The sequence below is a fragment of the Streptomyces sp. NPDC023573 genome (assembly GCF_055559735.1).
Map to the genome: position 1 here is coordinate 328,702 of NZ_JBVHKB010000004.1, position 19,342 is coordinate 348,043.

Annotated in this window: 16 protein-coding genes; 11 read left to right on the forward strand and 5 right to left on the reverse strand. The window is 72.2% G+C overall.

Translation table 11 applies throughout. From position 1 onward, the window contains the following. Nucleotides 1-5 precede the first annotated feature (5 nt). Nucleotides 6-314, forward strand: coding sequence for an SCO5918 family protein (locus ACZ32T_RS15435; RefSeq protein WP_467272069.1), 309 nt, complete (start codon nt 6-8; stop codon nt 312-314). 80 nt (nt 315-394) lie between these two features. Here the strand turns inward: ACZ32T_RS15435 and ACZ32T_RS15440 are convergent, their stop codons facing one another. Beyond that, entirely contained in the window at nt 395-1,303 is a 909-nt protein-coding gene (locus ACZ32T_RS15440) for a quinone oxidoreductase family protein (RefSeq protein ID WP_467272071.1), read from the reverse strand. A 177-nt stretch (nt 1,304-1,480) separates the two neighbouring features. Between ACZ32T_RS15440 and ACZ32T_RS15445 the strand changes: the two genes are divergently transcribed. Next, nucleotides 1,481-2,245: an SDR family oxidoreductase gene (locus tag ACZ32T_RS15445; protein ID WP_467367246.1), complete on the forward strand. Its 765-nt coding sequence runs from the start codon at nt 1,481-1,483 to the stop codon at nt 2,243-2,245. A gap of 6 nt (nt 2,246-2,251) precedes the next feature. On the opposite strand, the gene ACZ32T_RS15450 is transcribed toward ACZ32T_RS15445, so the two are convergent. Beyond that, nucleotides 2,252-3,163, reverse strand: a complete 912-nt coding sequence (locus ACZ32T_RS15450) for a ScbA/BarX family gamma-butyrolactone biosynthesis protein (protein ID WP_467272075.1) — start codon at nt 3,161-3,163, stop codon at nt 2,252-2,254. A 106-nt stretch (nt 3,164-3,269) separates the two neighbouring features. Between ACZ32T_RS15450 and ACZ32T_RS15455 the strand changes: the two genes are divergently transcribed. Further along, nucleotides 3,270-3,914 (forward strand): ScbR family autoregulator-binding transcription factor, encoded by a 645-nt coding sequence (locus ACZ32T_RS15455; RefSeq protein WP_356709313.1) that lies wholly within the window; start codon nt 3,270-3,272, stop codon nt 3,912-3,914. 93 nt (nt 3,915-4,007) lie between these two features. Next, nucleotides 4,008-4,757 carry a peptidoglycan recognition protein family protein gene (locus tag ACZ32T_RS15460; RefSeq protein ID WP_467272078.1) on the forward strand — a complete coding sequence of 250 codons (750 nt, stop codon included), beginning with the start codon at nt 4,008-4,010 and terminating at the stop codon, nt 4,755-4,757. Here the strand turns inward: ACZ32T_RS15460 and ACZ32T_RS15465 are convergent. Then, nucleotides 4,735-5,100, reverse strand: coding sequence for a PH domain-containing protein (locus ACZ32T_RS15465; protein WP_356709317.1), 366 nt, complete (start codon nt 5,098-5,100; stop codon nt 4,735-4,737). The two genes, ACZ32T_RS15460 and ACZ32T_RS15465, sit on opposite strands and share 23 nt — an antisense overlap. A 126-nt stretch (nt 5,101-5,226) precedes the next feature. On the opposite strand from ACZ32T_RS15465, the gene ACZ32T_RS15470 reads away from it, so the two are divergent. After that, nucleotides 5,227-6,084 (forward strand): transglycosylase family protein, encoded by an 858-nt coding sequence (locus ACZ32T_RS15470; protein WP_467367248.1) that lies wholly within the window; start codon nt 5,227-5,229, stop codon nt 6,082-6,084. Nucleotides 6,085-6,104: 20 nt separating this feature from the next. Here ACZ32T_RS15470 and ACZ32T_RS15475 read toward each other — a convergent pair whose 3' ends face one another. Further along, a complete protein-coding gene (locus ACZ32T_RS15475) occupies nt 6,105-9,422 on the reverse strand; it encodes a right-handed parallel beta-helix repeat-containing protein (RefSeq protein ID WP_467367250.1) in 3,318 nt (1,105 codons plus the stop codon). A 187-nt stretch (nt 9,423-9,609) separates the two neighbouring features. Here ACZ32T_RS15475 and ACZ32T_RS15480 point away from each other — a divergent pair, with 187 nt between their 5' ends. Further along, entirely contained in the window at nt 9,610-10,815 is a 1,206-nt protein-coding gene (locus ACZ32T_RS15480; protein WP_467367252.1) for a S8 family serine peptidase, read from the forward strand. Between the two features lies 1 nt (nt 10,816). Here the strand turns inward: ACZ32T_RS15480 and eccCa are convergent, their stop codons facing one another. Beyond that, a complete protein-coding gene (gene eccCa, locus ACZ32T_RS15485) occupies nt 10,817-14,770 on the reverse strand; it encodes a type VII secretion protein EccCa (protein ID WP_467367592.1) in 3,954 nt (1,317 codons plus the stop codon). Nucleotides 14,771-15,050: 280 nt separating this feature from the next. Between eccCa and eccD the strand changes: the two genes are divergently transcribed. The 5 genes from eccD (at nt 15,051) to ACZ32T_RS15510 (ending at nt 19,341) form a co-directional block, all read left to right on the forward strand. Next, entirely contained in the window at nt 15,051-16,451 is a 1,401-nt protein-coding gene (gene eccD, locus ACZ32T_RS15490; protein WP_467367254.1) for a type VII secretion integral membrane protein EccD, read from the forward strand. A gap of 15 nt (nt 16,452-16,466) precedes the next feature. After that, nucleotides 16,467-17,906 carry a type VII secretion protein EccB gene (gene eccB / locus ACZ32T_RS15495; RefSeq protein WP_467272089.1) on the forward strand — a complete coding sequence of 480 codons (1,440 nt, stop codon included), beginning with the start codon at nt 16,467-16,469 and terminating at the stop codon, nt 17,904-17,906. A 173-nt stretch (nt 17,907-18,079) separates the two neighbouring features. After that, nucleotides 18,080-18,415, forward strand: a complete 336-nt coding sequence (locus ACZ32T_RS15500) for a hypothetical protein (protein ID WP_467272091.1) — start codon at nt 18,080-18,082, stop codon at nt 18,413-18,415. A gap of 54 nt (nt 18,416-18,469) precedes the next feature. Continuing rightward, nucleotides 18,470-18,790 (forward strand): WXG100 family type VII secretion target, encoded by a 321-nt coding sequence (locus ACZ32T_RS15505; protein ID WP_356709331.1) that lies wholly within the window; start codon nt 18,470-18,472, stop codon nt 18,788-18,790. A gap of 95 nt (nt 18,791-18,885) precedes the next feature. Continuing rightward, nucleotides 18,886-19,341, forward strand: coding sequence for a type VII secretion system-associated protein (locus ACZ32T_RS15510; RefSeq protein ID WP_467272094.1), 456 nt, complete (start codon nt 18,886-18,888; stop codon nt 19,339-19,341). Nucleotide 19,342: the final 1 nt, after the last annotated feature.

A 19,342-nucleotide genomic window follows, 5' to 3' on the forward strand; every position in this document is an offset into this window, starting at 1 on the left:
GCACCATGCGCTGTGTCATCGCCCGCTTCCCCTTCGACCTCTTCAAGCACGAGGTCGAGGACTCGATGAAGGGCGTCAAGCCCGAGCCCGTCACCGGTGACGCGGTGGTGGTCAACCGCCGCGTCTACCCCGTCAAGCAGGTCGGCGAGATCATCACCCGGCAGGACCGCCGGGACTTCTCCGCCGGCGAGGTGACCAGGGCGCTGACGCGTCTCGGCTTCACCTGCCGCCCGGCGGAGGTGCCCGCTCCCGCGGTGCCCCTCACCCCGCTGGAGAACGCGTCCGCCATGCTCGGAACGCCCGGCGAGGCCTGAGCAGCCCGCTCCCGCGCATCCGCACCCCCGAGCCCTCCGGGCCCGGGGGTGCGGTGCGTCCGCGTCCGGGAGCCGAGCGCTCAGGGAGTGAGGATCAGCTTCCCGGTGGTCCTGCGTGCGAGCAGGTCCTCATGGGCGCGCCGGGCCTCGGCCAGCGGATAGCTGCCGCCGGTCACGGGCCTGAGACGGCCTTCGGCGACCAGGGTGAAGAGCTCCTTCAGGGGGCCGCTGACCCCGCCCGGTGCCGAGAGCGCGGGGCGCAGCCAGAACCCGACGACGGAGGCGTTGAGCCGGCCCAGCCGCCCGGGGTCGACGGGGGTGAAGCCGTCGCGGGCGGCGTTTCCGTAGGTCACCAGTCGTCCGAACGACGCCAGGGAGTCCAGGGCCTGGTCGAACAGCTCCCCGCCCACGGCGTCCAGGACGACGTCCGCCTTCTCCGCGAGGGGATAGGTGATCACCGCGTCCGCGCCGAGGTCCAGGGCGAGCCGCTCCTTGCCCGGGGTGGAGGCCTGGGCCAGCACCCGGCCCGCTCCGAACTCCCTGGCCAGCTGGACGGCCAGGCTGCCGACCCCGCCCGCCGCGGAGTGCACGACGACGGTCTCGCCGTCGCGCAGCCGGGCCGCGGACCGCAGCAGGTGCCAGGCGGTCAGGCCCTGCATCATGAGGGCGAGTGCCTGGGCCGCGCCGAGGTCCTCGGGGATCTCCACGACGCCGGACTCCTTGGCGGTCACCTGCTCCGCGTATCCGTGGGAAACCCGCGCCAGCACCCGCCGGCCGTCCTGGGTGCGGCCCACGACCTCGCTGCCGGGGACGTACGGCAGGGCGTCGGCGGCGAGGTAGGAGCCGTCCACCTGGTGGGTGTCCGCGAAGTTCACCCCGGCGGCCTCGACGGTGAGGAGCACCTCTCCGGGACCGGGTACGGGAGCGGCCAGTTCCACGGGGCGGAGTACGTCAGGACCGCCGAAGCGGTCGAACTGGATGGCGAGCATGCCGCAGATTACCGCGAGGCCCGCCGGACGGGCGGGGGGCTCCCGCTGTCGGAAACCGGTGGGATGAGAGATGAAAACAGGACATTCGGTATGTTATGGGTGCGGCCCAGGAGTCCCTGGCAATTGTCGGGGGAGACGGCCATGGCCGGGGACCGCGGTGCCTGCCAGACTGCCGCCATGAGCGATCTTCTCCACGACAGAGTCGTCCTGATCACCGGGGCGAGCAGCGGTATCGGCGCGGCGGCGGCACGGGTGTTCTCCGAGGAGGGCGCGACGGTGGTCCTGGCCGCGCGCCGGGAGGACCGACTGGCCTCGCTGGTCGCGGAATTGAGGGACAAGGGGGCCCAAGCCTCGTACGTCGTCTGTGATGTCACCGTGGCGGAGGATGCCGCACGCGCCGTCGACTTCACGGTCGACACCTACGGGCGTCTGGACTCGGCCTTCAACAACGCGGGCCTCGGCGGCGACCGGACCCCCCTCCACCTCATGGGCGACGACGTCTACGACGCGGTCATGGACACCAATGTGCGGGGTGTCTGGAACTGCCTCCGCCACGAGATCGCGGCCATGCTGCCCAACCCCAGGGGCTGTTCCATCGTGAACAACAGCAGTGTGGGCGGGCTGGTGGCCATACCGGCGGCCGCGCCCTACATAGCGGCCAAGCACGCCGTCGTCGGCCTCACCAGGGCCGCCGCGGACGAGTACGCCCAACAGGGCATCAGGGTCAACGCGGTGGCGCCCGGCACGACCCGCAGCGAGATCACGGCCGACTGGTTCGGGCGCAATCCCGGACTCGAGGAGATGGTCAACGGCCTCACTCCGCAGGGGCGTACGGCCGAGCCCGAGGAGATCGCCAATGCGGCTGCCTGGCTGCTCAGCGACCGCTGCCCCTTCCTCACGGGCACGGTCATGCCGGTGGACGGCGGCTTCGTCAACCAGTGAGCCGCGTCAGCCGCAGGGACCTGTCAGCCGGCTCCGGAAGACCGTTTCCCCGTCCTGTTCCGTCGTGACCAGTACCGAGGACTCTCCGGGGGCGGCAGGCAGGATCTCGGCGGTGACCCAGCAGGGGCTGTCGAACTCGGCGTACCGTTCGAACGTGCTCGTGACGGCGGTCGGTTCGAAGCGTGCGGGGTGAAGGGCCCCGCGCGCGGCCTGGTCGGCAGCCTCCATCAGAGCGAGGCCCGGGACGTGGTCGACGGGGTGGTCGTAGAGCACGGTGTTGTCCACGTCGTTGCGCAACTGCCACTGACGGGGCCGGTGTCCGGCAGCCAGGACCACGTCGGCCGGGGCGGCCCGGCCGACGGTCCGGGGGTCGACCGGGGCGGGCAGCGGCCATGCGTTCCAGTCGACGGTGAAGTGTTCGCCGCGAAGCCGTCGGTAGACGCGCGTGGGGAGCCAGCCGAACTCGGATTCCGCGCGGACCACCACGCTGCCACCCTGGAGGATGCGGAACTCCATGTCGAGCGAAGTGACTTTCCTGCCGCGCTCCTTGGTGCTCTTGACCGTGACCTCGACCGTGAGGGGGCTGGGCTCCCCGGATGGCACCTCGAACCCGGGGGCGACGGTGAAGTCGAAGTAGTTCAGCAAGGTGTGATCGGAGAGGGGCGCGCCGTACGCTGCGTGCGCGATGGTCAGGCCGCTCTGCCGGACGGTCTGCGTGAGCATCCGCGGGTCGTAGGGGAGGCCGGCGGCAGGAGCCGGCCATGTCGCGGACAGCGAGAACTCGCCATCTTCCTCGCGCCGCCAGGACGTGAGGAGGACCATGTCGGAACGTCCGAGGTGGACGTACTCCTTGCGGATGCCGTTCCGTCCCTCGGCCGCAGTGAGCGGCGGGCACGGAACAGCGGGTATGTCGGGCACGGTCCTCCCGGACATGGCGCAAAATGGGCATTACGGCGCTGATATGATACCGGTTCACCGGTACTTTTTGAAGTAGCGTCCTGCAACGTTCAAAGGGGAGCGCGAGTTGGCACGACAGCAACGGGCGATCCGCACGCGCCGGATCTTTCTCGAGGCGGCCGCCGAGGTCTTCGACGAGCACGGTTACGACGCCGCCACCATCGCCGCGATCCTCGACCGGGCAGGTCTCACGCGGGGTGCCCTCTACTTCCACTTCACGTCGAAGGAGGAGCTGGCCCGTGGCGTCCTCCTGGAGGCGGTGACGTCGGACGGGGTGACCCCGCAGACCTTCAAGCTGCAGGAGTGGGTGGACATGGCCCTCCTGCTCGCCTACCGGCTGCCACGGGAACCCCTGCTCAGTGCCTCGATCCGGCTGTCCGTGGATCCGCGTGCGCGCGGGCTCTTCGGCACCCGCTGGCCTGACTGGATCGCTCTCGGGACGGAGATGCTGACCGAGGCCAAGGAACGCGGCGAGCTCCTTCCGCACGTCGATCCGGAGGTCACATCCCGGCTGGTCGTCGGGGCGTGGACCGGGGTCCAGCTGGTGACCGAGTCCATGGCCGAGCCCCCGGACCTGGTCGCCGAGATATCCGCGCTCTTCGAGCTCATCCTGCCCAACAACGCGGTCCCGGGTGTCCTGGCCCGGCTCGACACCTCCCCCCACCGCGCCGCACGCATCATCGAGCAGCAGCAGGCGGTCGCCGTCTCCTGACCGGCAGGACGGTGCGCGGGCCGGGCCGGCGCGGGGTCACCCGACTGGGCGTGGGCGCCTGCGAAGCCGCTGGTCAGCCCGCATGGTGGCCCTATGTGGCTTCGCCGAACCGCCGTGGGCGCCATGGTCGTGCCGCTGGCGTTCCTGGTCCTCCGGGATGCGCCGGTCCGCCTTGCCGCGCCCGATCGGGCCACCGCGAAGCCCGCCGCGCAGCCCGCCGCCCCCCGGCCCGCGATCGTCAGCCGGGCCGAGTGGCACGCGGACGAGAGCCTGGTGAAGGAGGACGCGGTGTACACGGGGACGGTGAATGCCGTCTTCGTCCACCACACCGGTCACACCAACAGCTACGACTGCGCCGACGCCCCCAGGATGCTCCGGGCGATGGAGGAGATGCACGTCCGGGGCGAGGGCTGGGACGACATCGGCTACAACTTCGTCGTCGACCGCTGCGGGACCGTGTACGAGGGCAGGGCGGGCGGTGTCGGGCGTTCCGTGCGCGGGGCACACACCACCGGGTTCAACGCGCACAGTGTGGGCATCGCGGCCCTCGGCACCTTCGGCCCCGGCGTGCCGGTGCCGAAGGCGCTCATCGAGGGGATCGCGAAGGTCGGCGCGTGGAAACTGGACCGGGCCGTCGACCCGCGGGGCTTCGTTCGACTGGTATCGACGAACGACGACAGCCTCTACCGGCGCGGTGAGGTGGTCCACCTCCACGCCGTGGCCGGCCACCGCGACACCTTCTCGACGTACTGCCCGGGCGAAGCGCTCTATGCCCGGCTGCCCGCCATCCGGGCCGAAATGGCCGTGCTGCGGGACCGGGCTAGCGCGCGACGTACTGGGTGAGGACGGCCTGCACCTCGTAGATGTCGACGCCCTTGGTGAACGTCTTCTGGATCGGTGTCGCGGACCCGGATATCCAGATCTTGAGCTCGGCGTCCAGATCGAAGGTCCCCGCCGTCTCCACCGCGAAGTGCGTGATGCTCCGGTACGGGACGGAGTGGTACTCCACCTTCTTGCCGGTGATCCCCTGCTTGTCGATGAGGACGAGCCTGCGGTCGGTGAAGAGGATCGTGTCGCGGATCAGGAGATACGCGGCGTGCACCTGCTCCCCCTGGCCGAGAAGCCGGGCGTAGTCACGCTGCGCGGCCGCCGGATCGACGGTGTGCGCGTTACCGAACAGTGCCATGAAGGACCCTCCACCCGAGTGAATGTGCGGGCGTTGAACGCGTCAAAGCCCAAGGAAAAGAATATCGGCGGCTTATCTGTTCGTGCCCTTGCACACCTTCCGGAGCACAGCGGAGGAAATACCGTCATGCCGGCATCACCCCTCGCCAAGCGGCCCGTCGAATCGGTGCTCGCCCTTCTGCTCGTCCTCCTGAGCGTGCTCGGCCTCGCCGGCCGCAGCGCCGCCGACGCCCCCGCCCAGGCACCTGCCCAGGCACCCGCCCAGGCCGTACCGGCGCAGGCCGCCCCCGCCCGGGCCGTCATCGCGCCGACCGTCACGGCGGGTACCGACTGGGACCGCATCGCCGAGTGCGAGAGCAGCGGGCGCTGGGACATCAACACCGGCAACGGCTACCACGGCGGCCTCCAGTTCTCCCCGTCCACCTGGCGGGCCTACGGTGGCGCGAAGTACGCACCCCGCGCCGACCTCGCAACGAAGGCCGAGCAGATCGCCGTCGGTGAACGCGTCGCCCGCGGGCAGGGAATGGGCGCCTGGCCCACCTGCGGACGCCTCGGCGCCGGCGGTACGTCGAGTTCCTCGTCCGGCAGCGGCGCCAGTGGCGGTGTCGACGGGAACGACACGGCGCAGGCGGCCCCTGAGCGCCAGTCGAGCGGTAGTTCGAACAGCGGCTCGTCCGGCAGCACGTCGTCCGGCAACACGTCGTCCAACAGCACCTCATCCGGGAACACGTCGTCCGGGAACACGTCGGGCAGCACGCAGGACAGCGACGACAGCACCGCCGGCGACAGCGGCAGGACGCACTACGACGAAGACCTCGCCGACGCGGAGACGTACGTCGTCGAGCCCGGTGACTGCCTCTCGGTGATCGCCGAGCGTGCGGACGTGTCCGGTGGCTGGCCCGCGCTGTACGAACTGAACCGCGACGCCCTGGACCACGGCCCGCACCTCATCTTCCCCGGCCAGCACCTCCGACTGGACGCCTGAACCATGACGACCGCGGTGATTCAGCGACCCGGCAGGGCCGGAACGTCCTCGGGAAGCAGCCGGCGCAGCACGTCGAGAGCCGGCGAGTCCAGTACGGAGAGCCTGCGTGCCTGGTGCGTGGTCATGCGGTCGAGGATCTGCCGCGAGGTACGCGCGTTGCCGAACGAGGCGTCACGCGGAAGCGCGTCCACATAGCTGTGCAGGGCCTTGAGCGTGTCGTCCGGGCAGTCGTATCCTGAGTCCGCGGCGTGCCGGGCCATGATGCCGACGAGTTCGTCGGTGCTGTAGTGCTCGAATTCCACGGTGCGCGAGAAGCGTGAGGCGAGACCCGGGTTGGAATCCAGGAAGCGCCGCATCTCGTGGGTGTAGCCGGCCGCGATGACGACGACGTCGTCACGGTGGTCCTCCATCAGCTTGAGCAGAGTCTCCACGGCCTCTCGGCCGAAGTCGGAGGTCGCCCCCTCGGGAGTGAGGGTGTAGGCCTCGTCGATGAACAGCACACCACCCAGGGCGCTTTCGAAGACCTCCTTGGTGAGCTGCGCGGTGTGGCCGACGTAACGTCCGACCAGGTCCGCGCGTGCCACCTCGACGAGCTGGCCCCGGGGAAGTACCCCCAGAGAGTGCAGGAGCCCGGCGTAGAGGCGGGCCACGGTGGTCTTACCGGTGCCGGGAGGCCCGGAGAAGATCAGGTGGTGGCTGACCTTGGGTGTCGGCAGACCGGCCGCCTTGCGGCGGCGGGAGGAGTCCAGGAGGGACACCAGGTCGTTGACCTCGCGTTTGACCGCTGCAAGACCGACCATCGAGTCGAGCCGGGAGAGGAGTTCGGTGGAGTCCGACGCACCACTCGCGGGATCGGCGGGCGGAGCCACATCGTCCGGCAGGAGCATCGACAGGTCGCTCTCGGCGGGTTCGGCCATGCTGCTCAGCCGGAAGGCCTGGCGGTCGACCATCTCCTCGAAGACACGGCGGGCGGCCCGGCCGTTGCCGAAGGAGGCGTCACGGGTCATGGACGTGTAGTGCGCGGCGAGGGCGTCGAGCGTGCGCGGGTCCAGCTCGTAGCGGTGGGTCTCACACATGGACTCGGTGATGGTGACGAGTTCTTCGACCGAGTAGTTGGCGAATTCTACGGTGCGGGTGAAGCGGGAGGCCAGACCGGGGTTGGACGTGAGGAAGGAGTCCATCTCGCCGGTGTAGCCGGCGGCGATGACGACGACGTCGTCGCGGTGGTCCTCCATGAGCTTGAGCAGCGTGTCGACGGCTTCCTTGCCGAAGTCGGCGCCGGACCCCTTGCTGTCGGAGAGCAGGGTGTACGCCTCGTCGATGAACAGGACCCCGCCGAGGGCCTCGTTGAAGGCCTCGGTCGTCTTGATGGCGGTGCCGCCGATGATCTGTGCCACCAGATCGGCGCGGGAGACCTCCACCAGGTGTCCTGAGCGCAGGACGCCGAGGTCGGTGAGGATCCCGCCGTAGAGCCGGGCGACGGTGGTCTTGCCGGTTCCGGGCGGGCCCGAGAAGACCAGGTGGCGGCTCATGGGCGGGGCAGGCATGCCGAGGCGGGCACGCCGCTGGGCCAGCTGGTTGAGGTGGACGAGGGTGCGGACCTGGTGCTTGACGTCGGAGAGGCCGATCAGTGACTCCAGCTCCTCCAGGGGGCCGGCCGGTGGCGGGGGCGAGGCCTTGCGCCCGGTTGCGCCGGCCTGACCCGGTACGGTGCCGTCCGATTCGCCCCAGGAGTCGGGGAGCGCGTTGTCGGCACTGATCAGGTGCTCGACGACGAGCCGGTCACCCGGCGTGGTCCGGCGCAGGCCCGCGCCGCGGTTGTCGCGTACGGCGCAGCCGGTGACGGTGACCGCTTCGGCGGTGTCGACGCGGATGCCGTCGCCCACGTTCGCGTCGGCCCGGCAGTCGTCCAGGGATGCCCGCGCCCCGGCCGCCAGCAGCACGCCGTGCGCGCCCGAGCCGGTGAAGTGGACGCGCAGGGCGTTCAGTTCGCCGCCGTTCTCGACGAGGACGCCGGACGCGGCGGAGGACCGGACGCTGCCGTCCCGCAGGGTGACGGCCGCCTGCGGGCCGACGAGGACGCCTGCCTCACCACTGGCCTCCACGGTGGTGTCGCCGAGCTCCGGCCGGCCTCCTTCGGCGGCCCGGACCCCGGCCTTGCCCGCACCACGGACCTCGCAGGACTCCAGCCTGCCGCGGCCGTCCTCCACGACCTCGACCCCGTGGCCACCGGGCGAGGTGATCCGCGCCCGGCGCAGCAGCGGCTGGGCGCCGGAGCGGATCAGGATGCCCGTCCCCACCGGGTCCGTGACGTCGAGTCCGTCGAACTCCGCCAGCGAGTCGTCCTCCAGGACGACCGCCCCGGAAGTGCCGGTGCCCGCCGCGCAGTCGCGGACGGCCGTGGTCGTGAACATCGGGGTGCTCGACCCGCGTACGAGGACGGCGGGTGCGGCCGAGGCGTCGAAGTCGCAGCCGTCGAAGGTGCCCCGGGAGCGCTCCGAGACGGCGAGACCGCCGCCCCCGGTGCGCTGGGTCCGGCAGCGGCGCAGTTCGGGGTCGGCGCCCGAGGCGAGGGCGATCCCGAGCCCCGTGGTGTCCAGGACGGTCACCTCTTCGAGGGCGGGGCGGGCGTCGCTGGTGATGTAGACGCCGACGGCCGTGTCGTGCACGGTCGTCCGGAGGACCTGGGTCGAGCTGCTGCCCTCCAGGGCGACGGCGGGCTTGCGCGCACCGGAGATGTCGCAGTGTTCGACGACCCCCTGCGCCGAGCCGTTGGCGAGGACGCCGTTGCCCCGGGTGTCGCGGATCCGGCAGCCGCGCACCGTCGTACGGGCCTCTTCGCTGAGGACCACACCCGAGGTCCCCAGGTTCTCCACGACGCAGTCCGCGACGACGCTGCCCGCGGGGGACATGTCCACGATGCCCGCGCCCGCCGGGTTGGTGATGCGGCAGCCCCGCAGGGCGAGCGCTCCGGTCTCCCTCGCCAGGACGGCGGTCCACCCCGACCCGTGGACGGTGCAGCCGTCCATGCCGAGCTGGCCGCGCGGCGCGTCCACGACGGGGAGGTCGTCGGCGCCGCCGCGCAGAGTGAGGTCGGTGAGCATCACCGCGTCGGCGACGAGGACGAGGGCGCTGCCCCGGCGCGGGCATATCTCCACGCTGCCGGGGTCCCCGTCGGCGACGAGGGTGACCCGGTTGCGTACGGTCAGGCTCTCGGGGTAGCGGCCTGGGGCGATCTGGATCACCGCTCCGGTGCGCGCCGCGGCCAGGGCCTCACCGATCGTCCGGAAACCACCGTTCGGTCGTTCCGGTGACACCGTGAGCAACTGCCGTGACACGCCCTGAACCCCCTCGCTTCGCCGCCGCGTCCGATACTTCCGGACGCCGGGGGACGGGACGGGAGGGCCTCGGTGTGCGCCGGGTGAAGCCTGGGAGAACGGCGGGTGTCACGACGGGCGTTGCCGGTGGCGCCGCTGTGCCGTACGCGTCGCCCCGACGTCATCTGCGGTGCCTAGCGTGGGCGCCATGCGACGAGCCTGCTGCCACCGTGCGTCCGCGAGGCCGGGAGCGACGGCGGCTCTCACCGCCGCGGCCGCCCTGCTGACAACGGCGTTCGCCACGCCTGCGGTTGCCGCGGACACCGTCGAACTACCCGTCGTACGAAGCCTTCTCGCGCCGGGTGAGGCGTGTGCCGCCGCGTCCGGTCGCAGCGCCGAGGCGGAGCCCTGGACCGTGCGGGCGCTGGGGCTGTCCCGGGCGTGGACGCTGGACGAGGGCGCCGGGGTGACCGTGGCCGTGGTCGACACCGGGGTGGGGGCGGACGTTCCGGGGCTCGCCGGACGGGTCCGTGCCCTGGGGGACGCGGGCGAGGACTGCGTGGGCCACGGGAGTTTCGCCGCCGGGATCATCGCCGGTGCGCGCATCGAGGGGGTGGGCCCGGCGGGCGTCGCGCCCCGGGCACGGATCCTGGCCGTACGCGGCACCGACGAGCGGGGGGCCGCCACGCCGGGCCGGGTGGCGGCGGGCATCAGGGCGGCCGTGGACGCGGGGGCCGGGGTCGTCTACGTCGGGCAGGCGCTCGCCACGGGGAAGAAGGAGCTGACCGAGGCGGTCGCCCATGCCACCGCCGGGGACGCCCTGGTCGTCGCCCCCGCCGCGCCGGACGCGCTCGCCGAGGACCGGGACGAGCCGGGCGGCTACGCGCCGGCGGCGCCCTGGTACTGGCCGGCGGCGGTCCCGGGGGTCGTCGCGGTCACCGACTTCGGTCCGGACGGCGGGCGTCCGGCGAACGCCCCGGGGGTGCGCGGGGCGGACCTCGCCGCGCCGGGTGACGCCGTGGTCAGCGTCGGGCCGAAGGGCGCCGGGCACTACCTCGGCTCGGGAGCCTCGCTGGCCGCCGCCCAGGTCGCTGGGGCGGCCGCGCTCGTCCGGGCGCAGCACCCCGGGATGACGGCGGCCGGGACCGCACGCCAGCTCACCGGGGCGGCGTATCCGGCGACGCCGCCCAGGCTCGACCCGTACGCGGCGATGACCGCGGTGCTGGACGGCGGCCCCGGCGGTGTACCGGAGGCGGCGCCCGCCCAGGTGGCGGCGCCGGCGTCCGACGGACCCCGCGACCGGGCGCTGCTCGTCGCCGGGATCTGCGGCGGGCTGGTCCTGCTGCTGGCGGGGGTGGGCGTGACGCTGCCCCGGGGCCGGGCGCGGCGCTGGCGCCCGGCCGGGGACGAGTAGCTCAGGGGGCGTCCAGCAGGGCCGTCTGCATCTGCACCGTCCTGCGGCGGGCGATCCGGGTGGCGCGGCCGGGCGGGAGGTTGCGTCCCTTGACGTTGCCGAAGACGTAACCCTCCGAGGGTGGGCACGACAGCAGCAGCCCGGGGGTGTTGACCTCCTGGAGCCTGCGCAACAGGTGGTCGCTGAGGCCCCGGCCCGCCCCGGCCGCGGAGCGGGCGACGACCAGGTGCAGCCCGACCTCCCAGCCGAGCGCCAGCTGGTCCAGGAGCGGGTCGAACGGGGCGTTCATCGGACCGGTGCCGAGCATGTCGTAATCATCGACGAGGACGAACAGCCGCGGGCCCGTCCACCAGTCGCACAGCTTCATCCGGGCGGGCGCGATGTCGGGGCCCGGTACCCGGGTGCGGACCGCGCGGGCCGCGCCGTCGACGAGGTCCTTGAGCGCGTCGATGGAGACGGCGTGGCCGAGCCGGTAGGCGTCGGGGACCACCTCCACCAGCTCGCGGCGGTAGTCGACCACCATGATCCTGGCCTCGGCCGGGGTGTAGCGGGCCATGACGGCCTCGGCCGTCAGCCGCAGCAGATTGGTCTTGCCGCTCTCGCTGTCGCCCACCACGATCATGTGGGGGCTCTCGCTGAAGTCGTGCCAGACCGTGGAGAGTTCCTCCTGCTCCAGACCGAGCGCCATACGGAAGTCGCCTTCGGCCGGAGGGAGTTCCGAGGAGGGCAGTGCGGCCGGCAGCATCCGCACGGGCGGGGCGGGCGGCCCGGACCAGGACTCCTGGAGGGCGGCGACCAGACCGGTCACTCCCTCGGCGAGGTCGTCGGCGCCCTCCACCCCGTCGATGCGGGGCAGCGCCGTCAGGTAGTGGAGCTTGCCCTCGCGGGTCAGGCCCCGGCCGGGGGTGCGGGGGACCGTGGCGGCCCGGCGCATGTCGATTCCGGAGTCCATGGGGTCGCCCATCCGCAGCTCCAGATGGGTGGCCGCCTGGTCGCGTACGGCCGAGGACAGCTCCACCCAGCGGGCGGTGGTGACGATGAGGTGGATGCCGTAGTTCAGTCCGCGCGCCGCTATCGCGTTGAACGTGCTGATGTGGTGGTCGTAGTCCTGCCGCACCGTCGACCAGCCGTCGATGACGAGGAAGACGTCGCCGTGCCGCTCCTCGGGGAACTCCCCGGCCGCCCGGCGGCGGCGGAACGTCGCCATGGAGTCGATGCCGTGCTCCAGGAAGAAGCGCTCGCGCGCCGCCATCAGGGTGTTGACCTCGGCGATCGTACGGCCCACGCGCTCGCTGTCGAGACGGGCCGCGACGCCGCTGGTGTGGGGCAGGCCCGCGAGTGACGCGAGGGTGCCGCCACCGAAGTCGAGGCAGTAGAACTGCACCTCGTCGGGGGTGTGGGTGAGCGCCAGGGACGTCAGGATCGTGCGGACCATGGTGCTCTTGCCGCTCTGCGGGCCGCCCGCGACGGCCACGTGCCCGCCGGAACCGGCCAGGTCGACCTGGAGCAGGTCGCGGAGCTGGTCGAAGGGCCGGTCGATGATGCCGATGGGCACCCGCAGCCGTCCGCGCCCCTCCCAGCCCGTCGTCGTCAGCCCCAGAGCGGGGTCGGGGGTGAGGGGCGGCAGGATCTGGTCGAGCGTCGGGGGCAGGCCGAGCGGTGGCAGCCACACCTGGTGCGCGGGCGGGCCCGCGCCCAGCAGCCGCTCCACGGCGACGGACAGCAGCGTGTCGCCGGTCTCGTCCGGTTCGGGCTCGGGGTCGGGAGCGGCGGGCAGATGGCGCGGCACCACGTAACCCGTCGTCCATGGCACGGTCTGGCTGGCCACCCGGGCCTGGTTCGCCCCTCCCGCGCGCTGCCGGTAGGGACCCGAGACGTAGGCGGCGCGGAACCGGGTCAGCGCCTCCACACCCGACTTGAGGTAGCCACTGCCCGGCTGGGGCGGCAGTTGGTAGGCGTCCGGCACCCCGAGGACCCCGCGGCTCTCCATCGCCGAGAACGTACGCAGGCCGATGCGGTAGGAGAGGTGGCTCTCCAGCTGGTGCATACGGCCCTCGTCGAGCCGCTGCGAGGCCAGCAGCAGGTGCACGCCGAGGCTGCGCCCGAGCCGGCCGATCATCACGAAGAGCTCCATGAAGTCGCGGTGGGCGGAGAGCAGTTCGCTGAACTCGTCGACCACCACGAAGAGGCTGGGCAGCGGGGCTAGCGGGGTGCCGGAGGCGCGGGCCTTCTCGTAGTCCAGTGCGGAGGCGTAGTTGCCGGCGCTGCGCAACAGCTCCTGGCGGCGGATCAGTTCGCCGTGCAGGGCGTCCTGCATGCGGGAGACCAGCGCGGCCTCACCCGCGAGGTTGGTGATCACGGCCGAGGTGTGGGGGAGTTCGTCCAGGCCGAGGAAGGTGGCGCCGCCCTTGAAGTCGACCAGGACGAAGTTGAGCGTCTCGGAGGAGTTGGTGAGCGCCAGGGCCAGGACCAGCGTCCGCAGCAGCTCGCTCTTGCCTGAGCCGGTGGCGCCGATCAGCATCCCGTGCGGGCCCGAGCCGCCCTGTGCGGACTCCTTGATGTCGAGCTCCACCGGGGTGCCGTCGGCGCCGACCGCGATCGGCACCCGCAGCCGGGCAGGGCCGGAGTTCCGCTGCCAGAGGCCGGGCGGGTCGTGGCGGTACAGGTCGCCGATGCCCAGCAGGGCGGTCAGCTCCACGTTGGTGGAGAGCGGCTCCCCGGCGTCGGCGCCGGTCCCCATGCGGTACGGGGAGAGGCGCTTGGCGAGGGCGGCGGCGCCGGTCGGGCCGAAGCCGTCGGGGCGTCCGAGCAGCGTCGTCTGCTCCTTGCGGTCGCGGTCGGTCCTGACCAGGCCGAAGGCGTCGGAAGAGACGTCGAAGCGGAGGGTGACCCGCCCGGGGCGCCAGGTCAGGGCCCCGGACAGATCGAGGACGACGGTGTTGCGCAGGCCCGGCCCGTCCAGCCGGTGGCCCGCGGGCACGGTGCCGCCGTCCACGACGATCACGGTGAACGGCTCCTCGCGCCCGGCGGCCGCGTCCGGGTCGAACGGCGGACGCTCCAGGAACTCCGCGCCGAGCAGGTCCTCCAGCTCGTTGAACGCCGCCCCCGACATCCTGGCCGGGCCGGCGCCGTCGCTCTCCTGCGGATGCATGTGGTGCGGGAGCCACTTGGCCCACTCCCAGTCCGGCCGCCGTTCGTCGGACACGCACAGGGCCACCCACACGTCGTCCGGCGCGTGGAAGGTGACCAGCTGGGCCACCATCGCGCGCGCCACGGACCGGATCTGCTCCTCGTCGCCCCGGAACAGCACCCGCGCCCAGGCCCGCAGATAGATGGCGATGGGCTGCTCGGGGACGGTCGCGTACGCGCGGATGAAGCTGCGCAGGGCGTGTGCGGCGAGCGGCTCCAGGTCCTCCACGGGGCTCGTCGCCATCGGGGTCAGCCGCAGGCCCAGCTTCTGCTCCCCCACGGCCACCCGGACCTCGCCGAAGTCCTCGTCCTGCGGGCGGCGTTCCCAGAGCCGGGTGGAGCCCACCAGCGACCAGAGGGAGGCGGGCTCGGGGTGACGCCAGGCCAGGGCGCGCTGCTGGTCGACGACGGCCGCCCTGACCTTGCGCCGGGTCTGGCCCAGATAGCGCAGGTAGTCACGGCGTTCGCCCTTGAGCCGCTCCTTGCGCTCGCTGCTCCTGCGCATGGCCTGGCCGACCATCATCGCGCCGGTGGACAGGACCATCAGGCCCAGCGCGAGATAGATGAAGCCGCCGCTGCCCTTCGTCATGCCGGGGCGCATGAACATCAGCATCATCGACACGGACATCAGCGCCATCGGCAGGTAGGTCCAGACGGCCGAGGAGTCCGGGACCACCTCGGGCAGTGTGGGCGGCTCCTGAAGGCTCAGTTCACCGTCGGGCATCTCCGGGCCGCGCCGGCGGGCCGGCCGTCGGAACAGGACCACGCTCAAGGAAGGGTCTCCATCGTCGGAGGTCACACAGGGGTTCGACGAAAGCATGGACCGGGGCCCGTGAACGGACGGACAACGCTCAGGGGCGGAGCCGTGAACGCTGGCGGAGGGTCGGCCCTCAGCGCCCTCCATGAGCCCCCGGACGCGGGCAGCCGTGCTTACGATCCCCCGGACGTTCCCCCGACACGCCAGGTGGAGACGTCCGTTCGGGAACGCACCGGCCCCGGGCGGGCACCTCTTCCCCGGCGACCGCGTCCCCGGGAGAGAGGCCCCCATGACCGACACCCAGGTGGCCGGAGTGTGCCGCCTGACCGTCCGCGCACCCGCCCGGAGCATCGACCTCGCCGTCCCCGCCGACGTACCGGTGGCCGATCTGCTGCCCGCGGTCCTCGGTTACGCGGGCGACGACCTCGCGGAGGAGGGCATCGAGCACGGGGGCTGGGTCCTGCAACGCCTCGGCGGCCCGCCGCTCGACGAGGAACGCACCCTCGACTCGTACGACCTGCGCGACGGTGAGACCGTCCACCTCAGGCCCCGTACGGAGGCCCTGCCCGAGGTCCACCTCGACGACCTGGTGGACGGCATCTCGACCACCATGAACGGCCGCCCCTACGGCTGGGGACCCGCGGCGGGGCGGCGGACGCTCTGCGGTCTCGCGGTGGCCGCTCTCCTGGCCGGGCTGGTCGTCCTCGCGCTCCCCGCACCGCACACCGGGACCCGCGCGCTGTGCGCCGCCCTCGCCGGGCTGCTGCTGCTCGCGGGTGCGGCGGCGGCGAGCCGCGCGGTCGGTGACGCCGGGGCGGCTGCCGCCCTCGGCTCCATGGCCGGCCCCTATCTGGCGCTGGCCGGCTGGCTGCTGACCGGCGGCGACCTCGGCGGCCCGCACCACGAGGCCGTCCTGGGGCCCCGGCTGCTCGCCGCCTCCGCCGCCGGCACGGGCGGGGCGGTGCTCGCCCTCGCGGTGGTGGCGGCCTTCGCCGCGCTGTTCCTGTGCATGGCCGTGATCGCCGTGTTCGGGGTCCTCGGGGCCGTCCTGATGATCACCGCGGACCTCGCTCCGGCGGAGGCGGCCGCGGTCTGTGTGCTGGCCGCCGTCGTGCTGGGGGCCTTCGTCCCCTCACTGTCGTTCCGGATGTCCGGGCTGCGGATGCCACCGCTGCCCACCAACGCCCAGCAGCTCCAGGAGGGCATCGAGCCCCACCCCACCGCAGTCGTCGCGAACCGGACCGTGCTCGCGGACGGGTGGATGACCTCGCTGTACGGGGCCGTGGGGCTGGTCTGCGCCGGGTGCCTGGGGGTGCTCGTCCGTCATGCCGGCCTGCCCGAGGTCGTCCTGGTGTCGGTCCTGATCGTCCTGCTGGCGCTCCACGCGCGCGGGCTCGGCCATGTGTGGCAGCGGCTCTCCCTCGTGGTGCCCGCCGCCGGCGGTGCGCTGCTGCTCGCGGTCACGGCGGCCCGGGAGGCCGCGCCGGGGACCCGGCTGCTGGTGGCCGGCACCCTGCTGTCCGTCGCCGCGCTCGCCGCGATCCTCTCCTGGACCGTGCCCGGCCGGCGGCTGGTGCCCTACTGGGGCCGGGCCGGGGAGCTGCTGCACTCGGCCACCGCGATCAGCCTGCTGCCGCTCACCCTCTGGGTGCTCGGGGTCTACGGCGCCCTGCGCGCCCTCAACGCCTGACTCCGGGGGAGCGCCGTGCAGTCGAAACGCGATCAGGTCCAGGCCCACATGTTCGTCATGGGCCGCCTCACCTCCGGGATGCTCCGGGGTGACCCGGACGCGCCGGAGAGCCCGCAGGGACGGACCAACCGGGGCATCGCCCTGGGCATCGTCATCGCCGTGCTGCTGTCCGCCGGGGCGTTCGTCTTCGGGCTCCTGAAGCCCGGCACGACGGACTCCTGGAAGGAGGCCGGGACTCTGGTGGTCGACAAGGACACCGGCTCCCGCTACCTCTACCTGGCCGGCCGGCTGCGCCCCGTACGCAACTACGCGTCCGCGCGGCTGCTGGCGGGGGCGGAGATGAAGACCACGCAGGTCGGGGGTGCCTCGCTGCGGGACACCCCGCACGGCACCCCGGTGGGCATCGCCGGCGCCCCGGACGTCCTGCCCGCCGCCGGTGACCTGGAGACCGGGGCCTGGCAGGTGTGCTCGGGGAGCACGACCGGTCCGGCGGCCACCACGCTGGCCGTCGGGGCGCGTGCCGGGGGGCAGGGGCTGCCCGCCGGCCAGGGGCTCCTGGTGGGCGGGCCCGACGGCGCCGATCACCTGGTGTGGGGAGGCAGCAAGCTCCGGCTGGACCGTGCGGCCGGAGCTTCCGAAGCGCTCGGCTACGCCTCCACGCCCCGGCTGCGGGTGTCGGCCGCGTTCCTCAACGCCCTGCCGTCCGGGCCCGGTCTGGCGCCTCCCGAGGTCGCGGGCCGGGGTGCGAAGGGGCCCCTGCTCGGTGGCCGGGAGACCCGGATCGGTGAGGTCTTCCGGATCACCGTCCCGGGGGCACAGGGGCGCTACCACCTGCTGACCGAGGACGGGCTCGCACCGCTCACCGCCACCGGGGCGGCCCTGGTGCTCGGCGACCCGGAGACGCGGAAGAAGGTGTACGGCGGACGGTCGGCCACCGCCGCCGAGCTGGGGGCGGACGCCCTCGCCGACCACCGGGCGCCGGCCGCCACGGATGCCGGAGGGCTCCCGGAGACTCCGCCCGAAGCGGTGTCCCTGGAGGACGGGCGGACACTCTGCGTGCGTATCCAGGCCGACGGCTCCGGTACGCGGGTGAGCGTCGTGCACACCCCGCAGGGTGCGCTGGGGACCGCCGCGCAGGCCCCGGCCGAGGGGCTGACCCCGGCCTGTGTGCGGGTCGGCCGGATCACCGTCCGGCCGGGCGGCGGGGCGCTGGTGCACGCGCTCGGAGCCGGTGGCGGGGAGGTGGGCGGCACGGTCTACCTGGTGACGGACACCGGCATGAAGTACCGGATCGGCACGGAGAAGGCGGCGGAGGCGCTCGGCTACACCGCGAGCTCGGCCGAGGGGCTGCCGGCCCCCCTGCTGGCGATGCTGCCGACCGGACCGGATCTGACCCCCGAGGCGGCGGCGGCCGGACGCTCTTCGACCACCGCGGCCCGCTGCGATCCGAAATGACGGGATACCGGAAATGAATGGCGTACGGAAAATGAATTCCCGGGGCGGCCGTTGCCAATGGAGTGCGACGGATCGGGAAATTCCCAGCAATTCGTTGCTGCCTCAACTGCCTCTTGTCTACGTTTGGTTGACGCGACACCCCCAGTCGTCGCCAACACCAGGAGGTGCTGTCCATGGCGGGCATGCAGCAGTCGGAAGCACGCGCCACACAGAACGGCGTGACCGCTCTGGAGCAGGCGTTCACCGGAGTCCAGCGCAGCCGGCAGGACGTCGAGAACATGAAGTTCAACCTCGCCTCCGGCCTCAAGGGATCGGACGGCAAGGCCTACCAGGACCTGCTGAAGCAGTGGGACGACCAGGCGGAAATCATCTCGCGCAACGTCCGCGAGATGGTCGACACGCTCAACGAGACGCTCCGGACGCAGGGCATGACCCAGGGGTCGTCCAACGAGTCCATCAACCAGGCCTACACCCAGTCGCAGTCGGTCTTCGACGCGCTGAAGGGCTGATCCCGCCCCCCTCGGGCCCCCACATTCCCGTATCCCCGTGAAACGAGGCCGGACATGAGTGATTTCAGCGACGGTTACATCTATGTCGACTACTCCCATATGCAGAATGCCGCCGATGACATGGTCCAGCAGACCAAGGCGATAGCGAGCATTCTCGTGAACCTGGACGCCGAGCTGCAGGAGCTCAAGAACACCTGGGAGGGCGAGGACCGCCAGGTGTACACGCAGAAGCAGATCGCCTGGAACCAGGCCGTCGACGCGATGAAGGGCCTGCTCGCGAGTCACTCGGCGCTGCTCACCGATGTCTCGGGCAGCTACCAGTACAGCGAGAAGTCCCTGACCCAGCTGTGGGAGGGCGTCCGCGTCGGTCGCTGACCGCCCGGCGCGACCCCACGGGCGGCTGCCCCCGGCACGGGCCGTGGTGGCCGCCGCCCGCATGTTCTGTCCCCACGGCATCAGGAGGTATCGGCATGGCGCAGGGCGCGCCCGTGAACCTGGACAAGGCCTGGCTCGAGAACTTCCTCAGCCAGGACGTCCAGGGTTTCTCGGAGGAGATTCGCAAGATCCAGGGCGATGGGACGGACGCCCCCGCGCTGTCCAACCTGCTGCCGGAGGGGGAGCGGCCGGAGGGCACCCTGGCCGGGGCCTCCGTGCCGCTGACGATCGGCGGCATGGTGAAGGACACCCTCACCAACGGGCAGCGTCTCAACAAGGCGGTGGTCGACATGATCACCGAGATCGTCACGATCCTCGAGGAACAGAAGACCCTGTTCAGCAGTATCGAGGAAGGTCTGGAGAGCACGATCGAGGAGCTGTTCAAGACGCAGGGGGCCAATCTGGAGAAGATCGACGGCCAGAAGCTGCTGGACATCTTCTCGGACGTCGACGACGTCCTCGGCGGGGGCAGCGGCGAGGACGACGACTGAT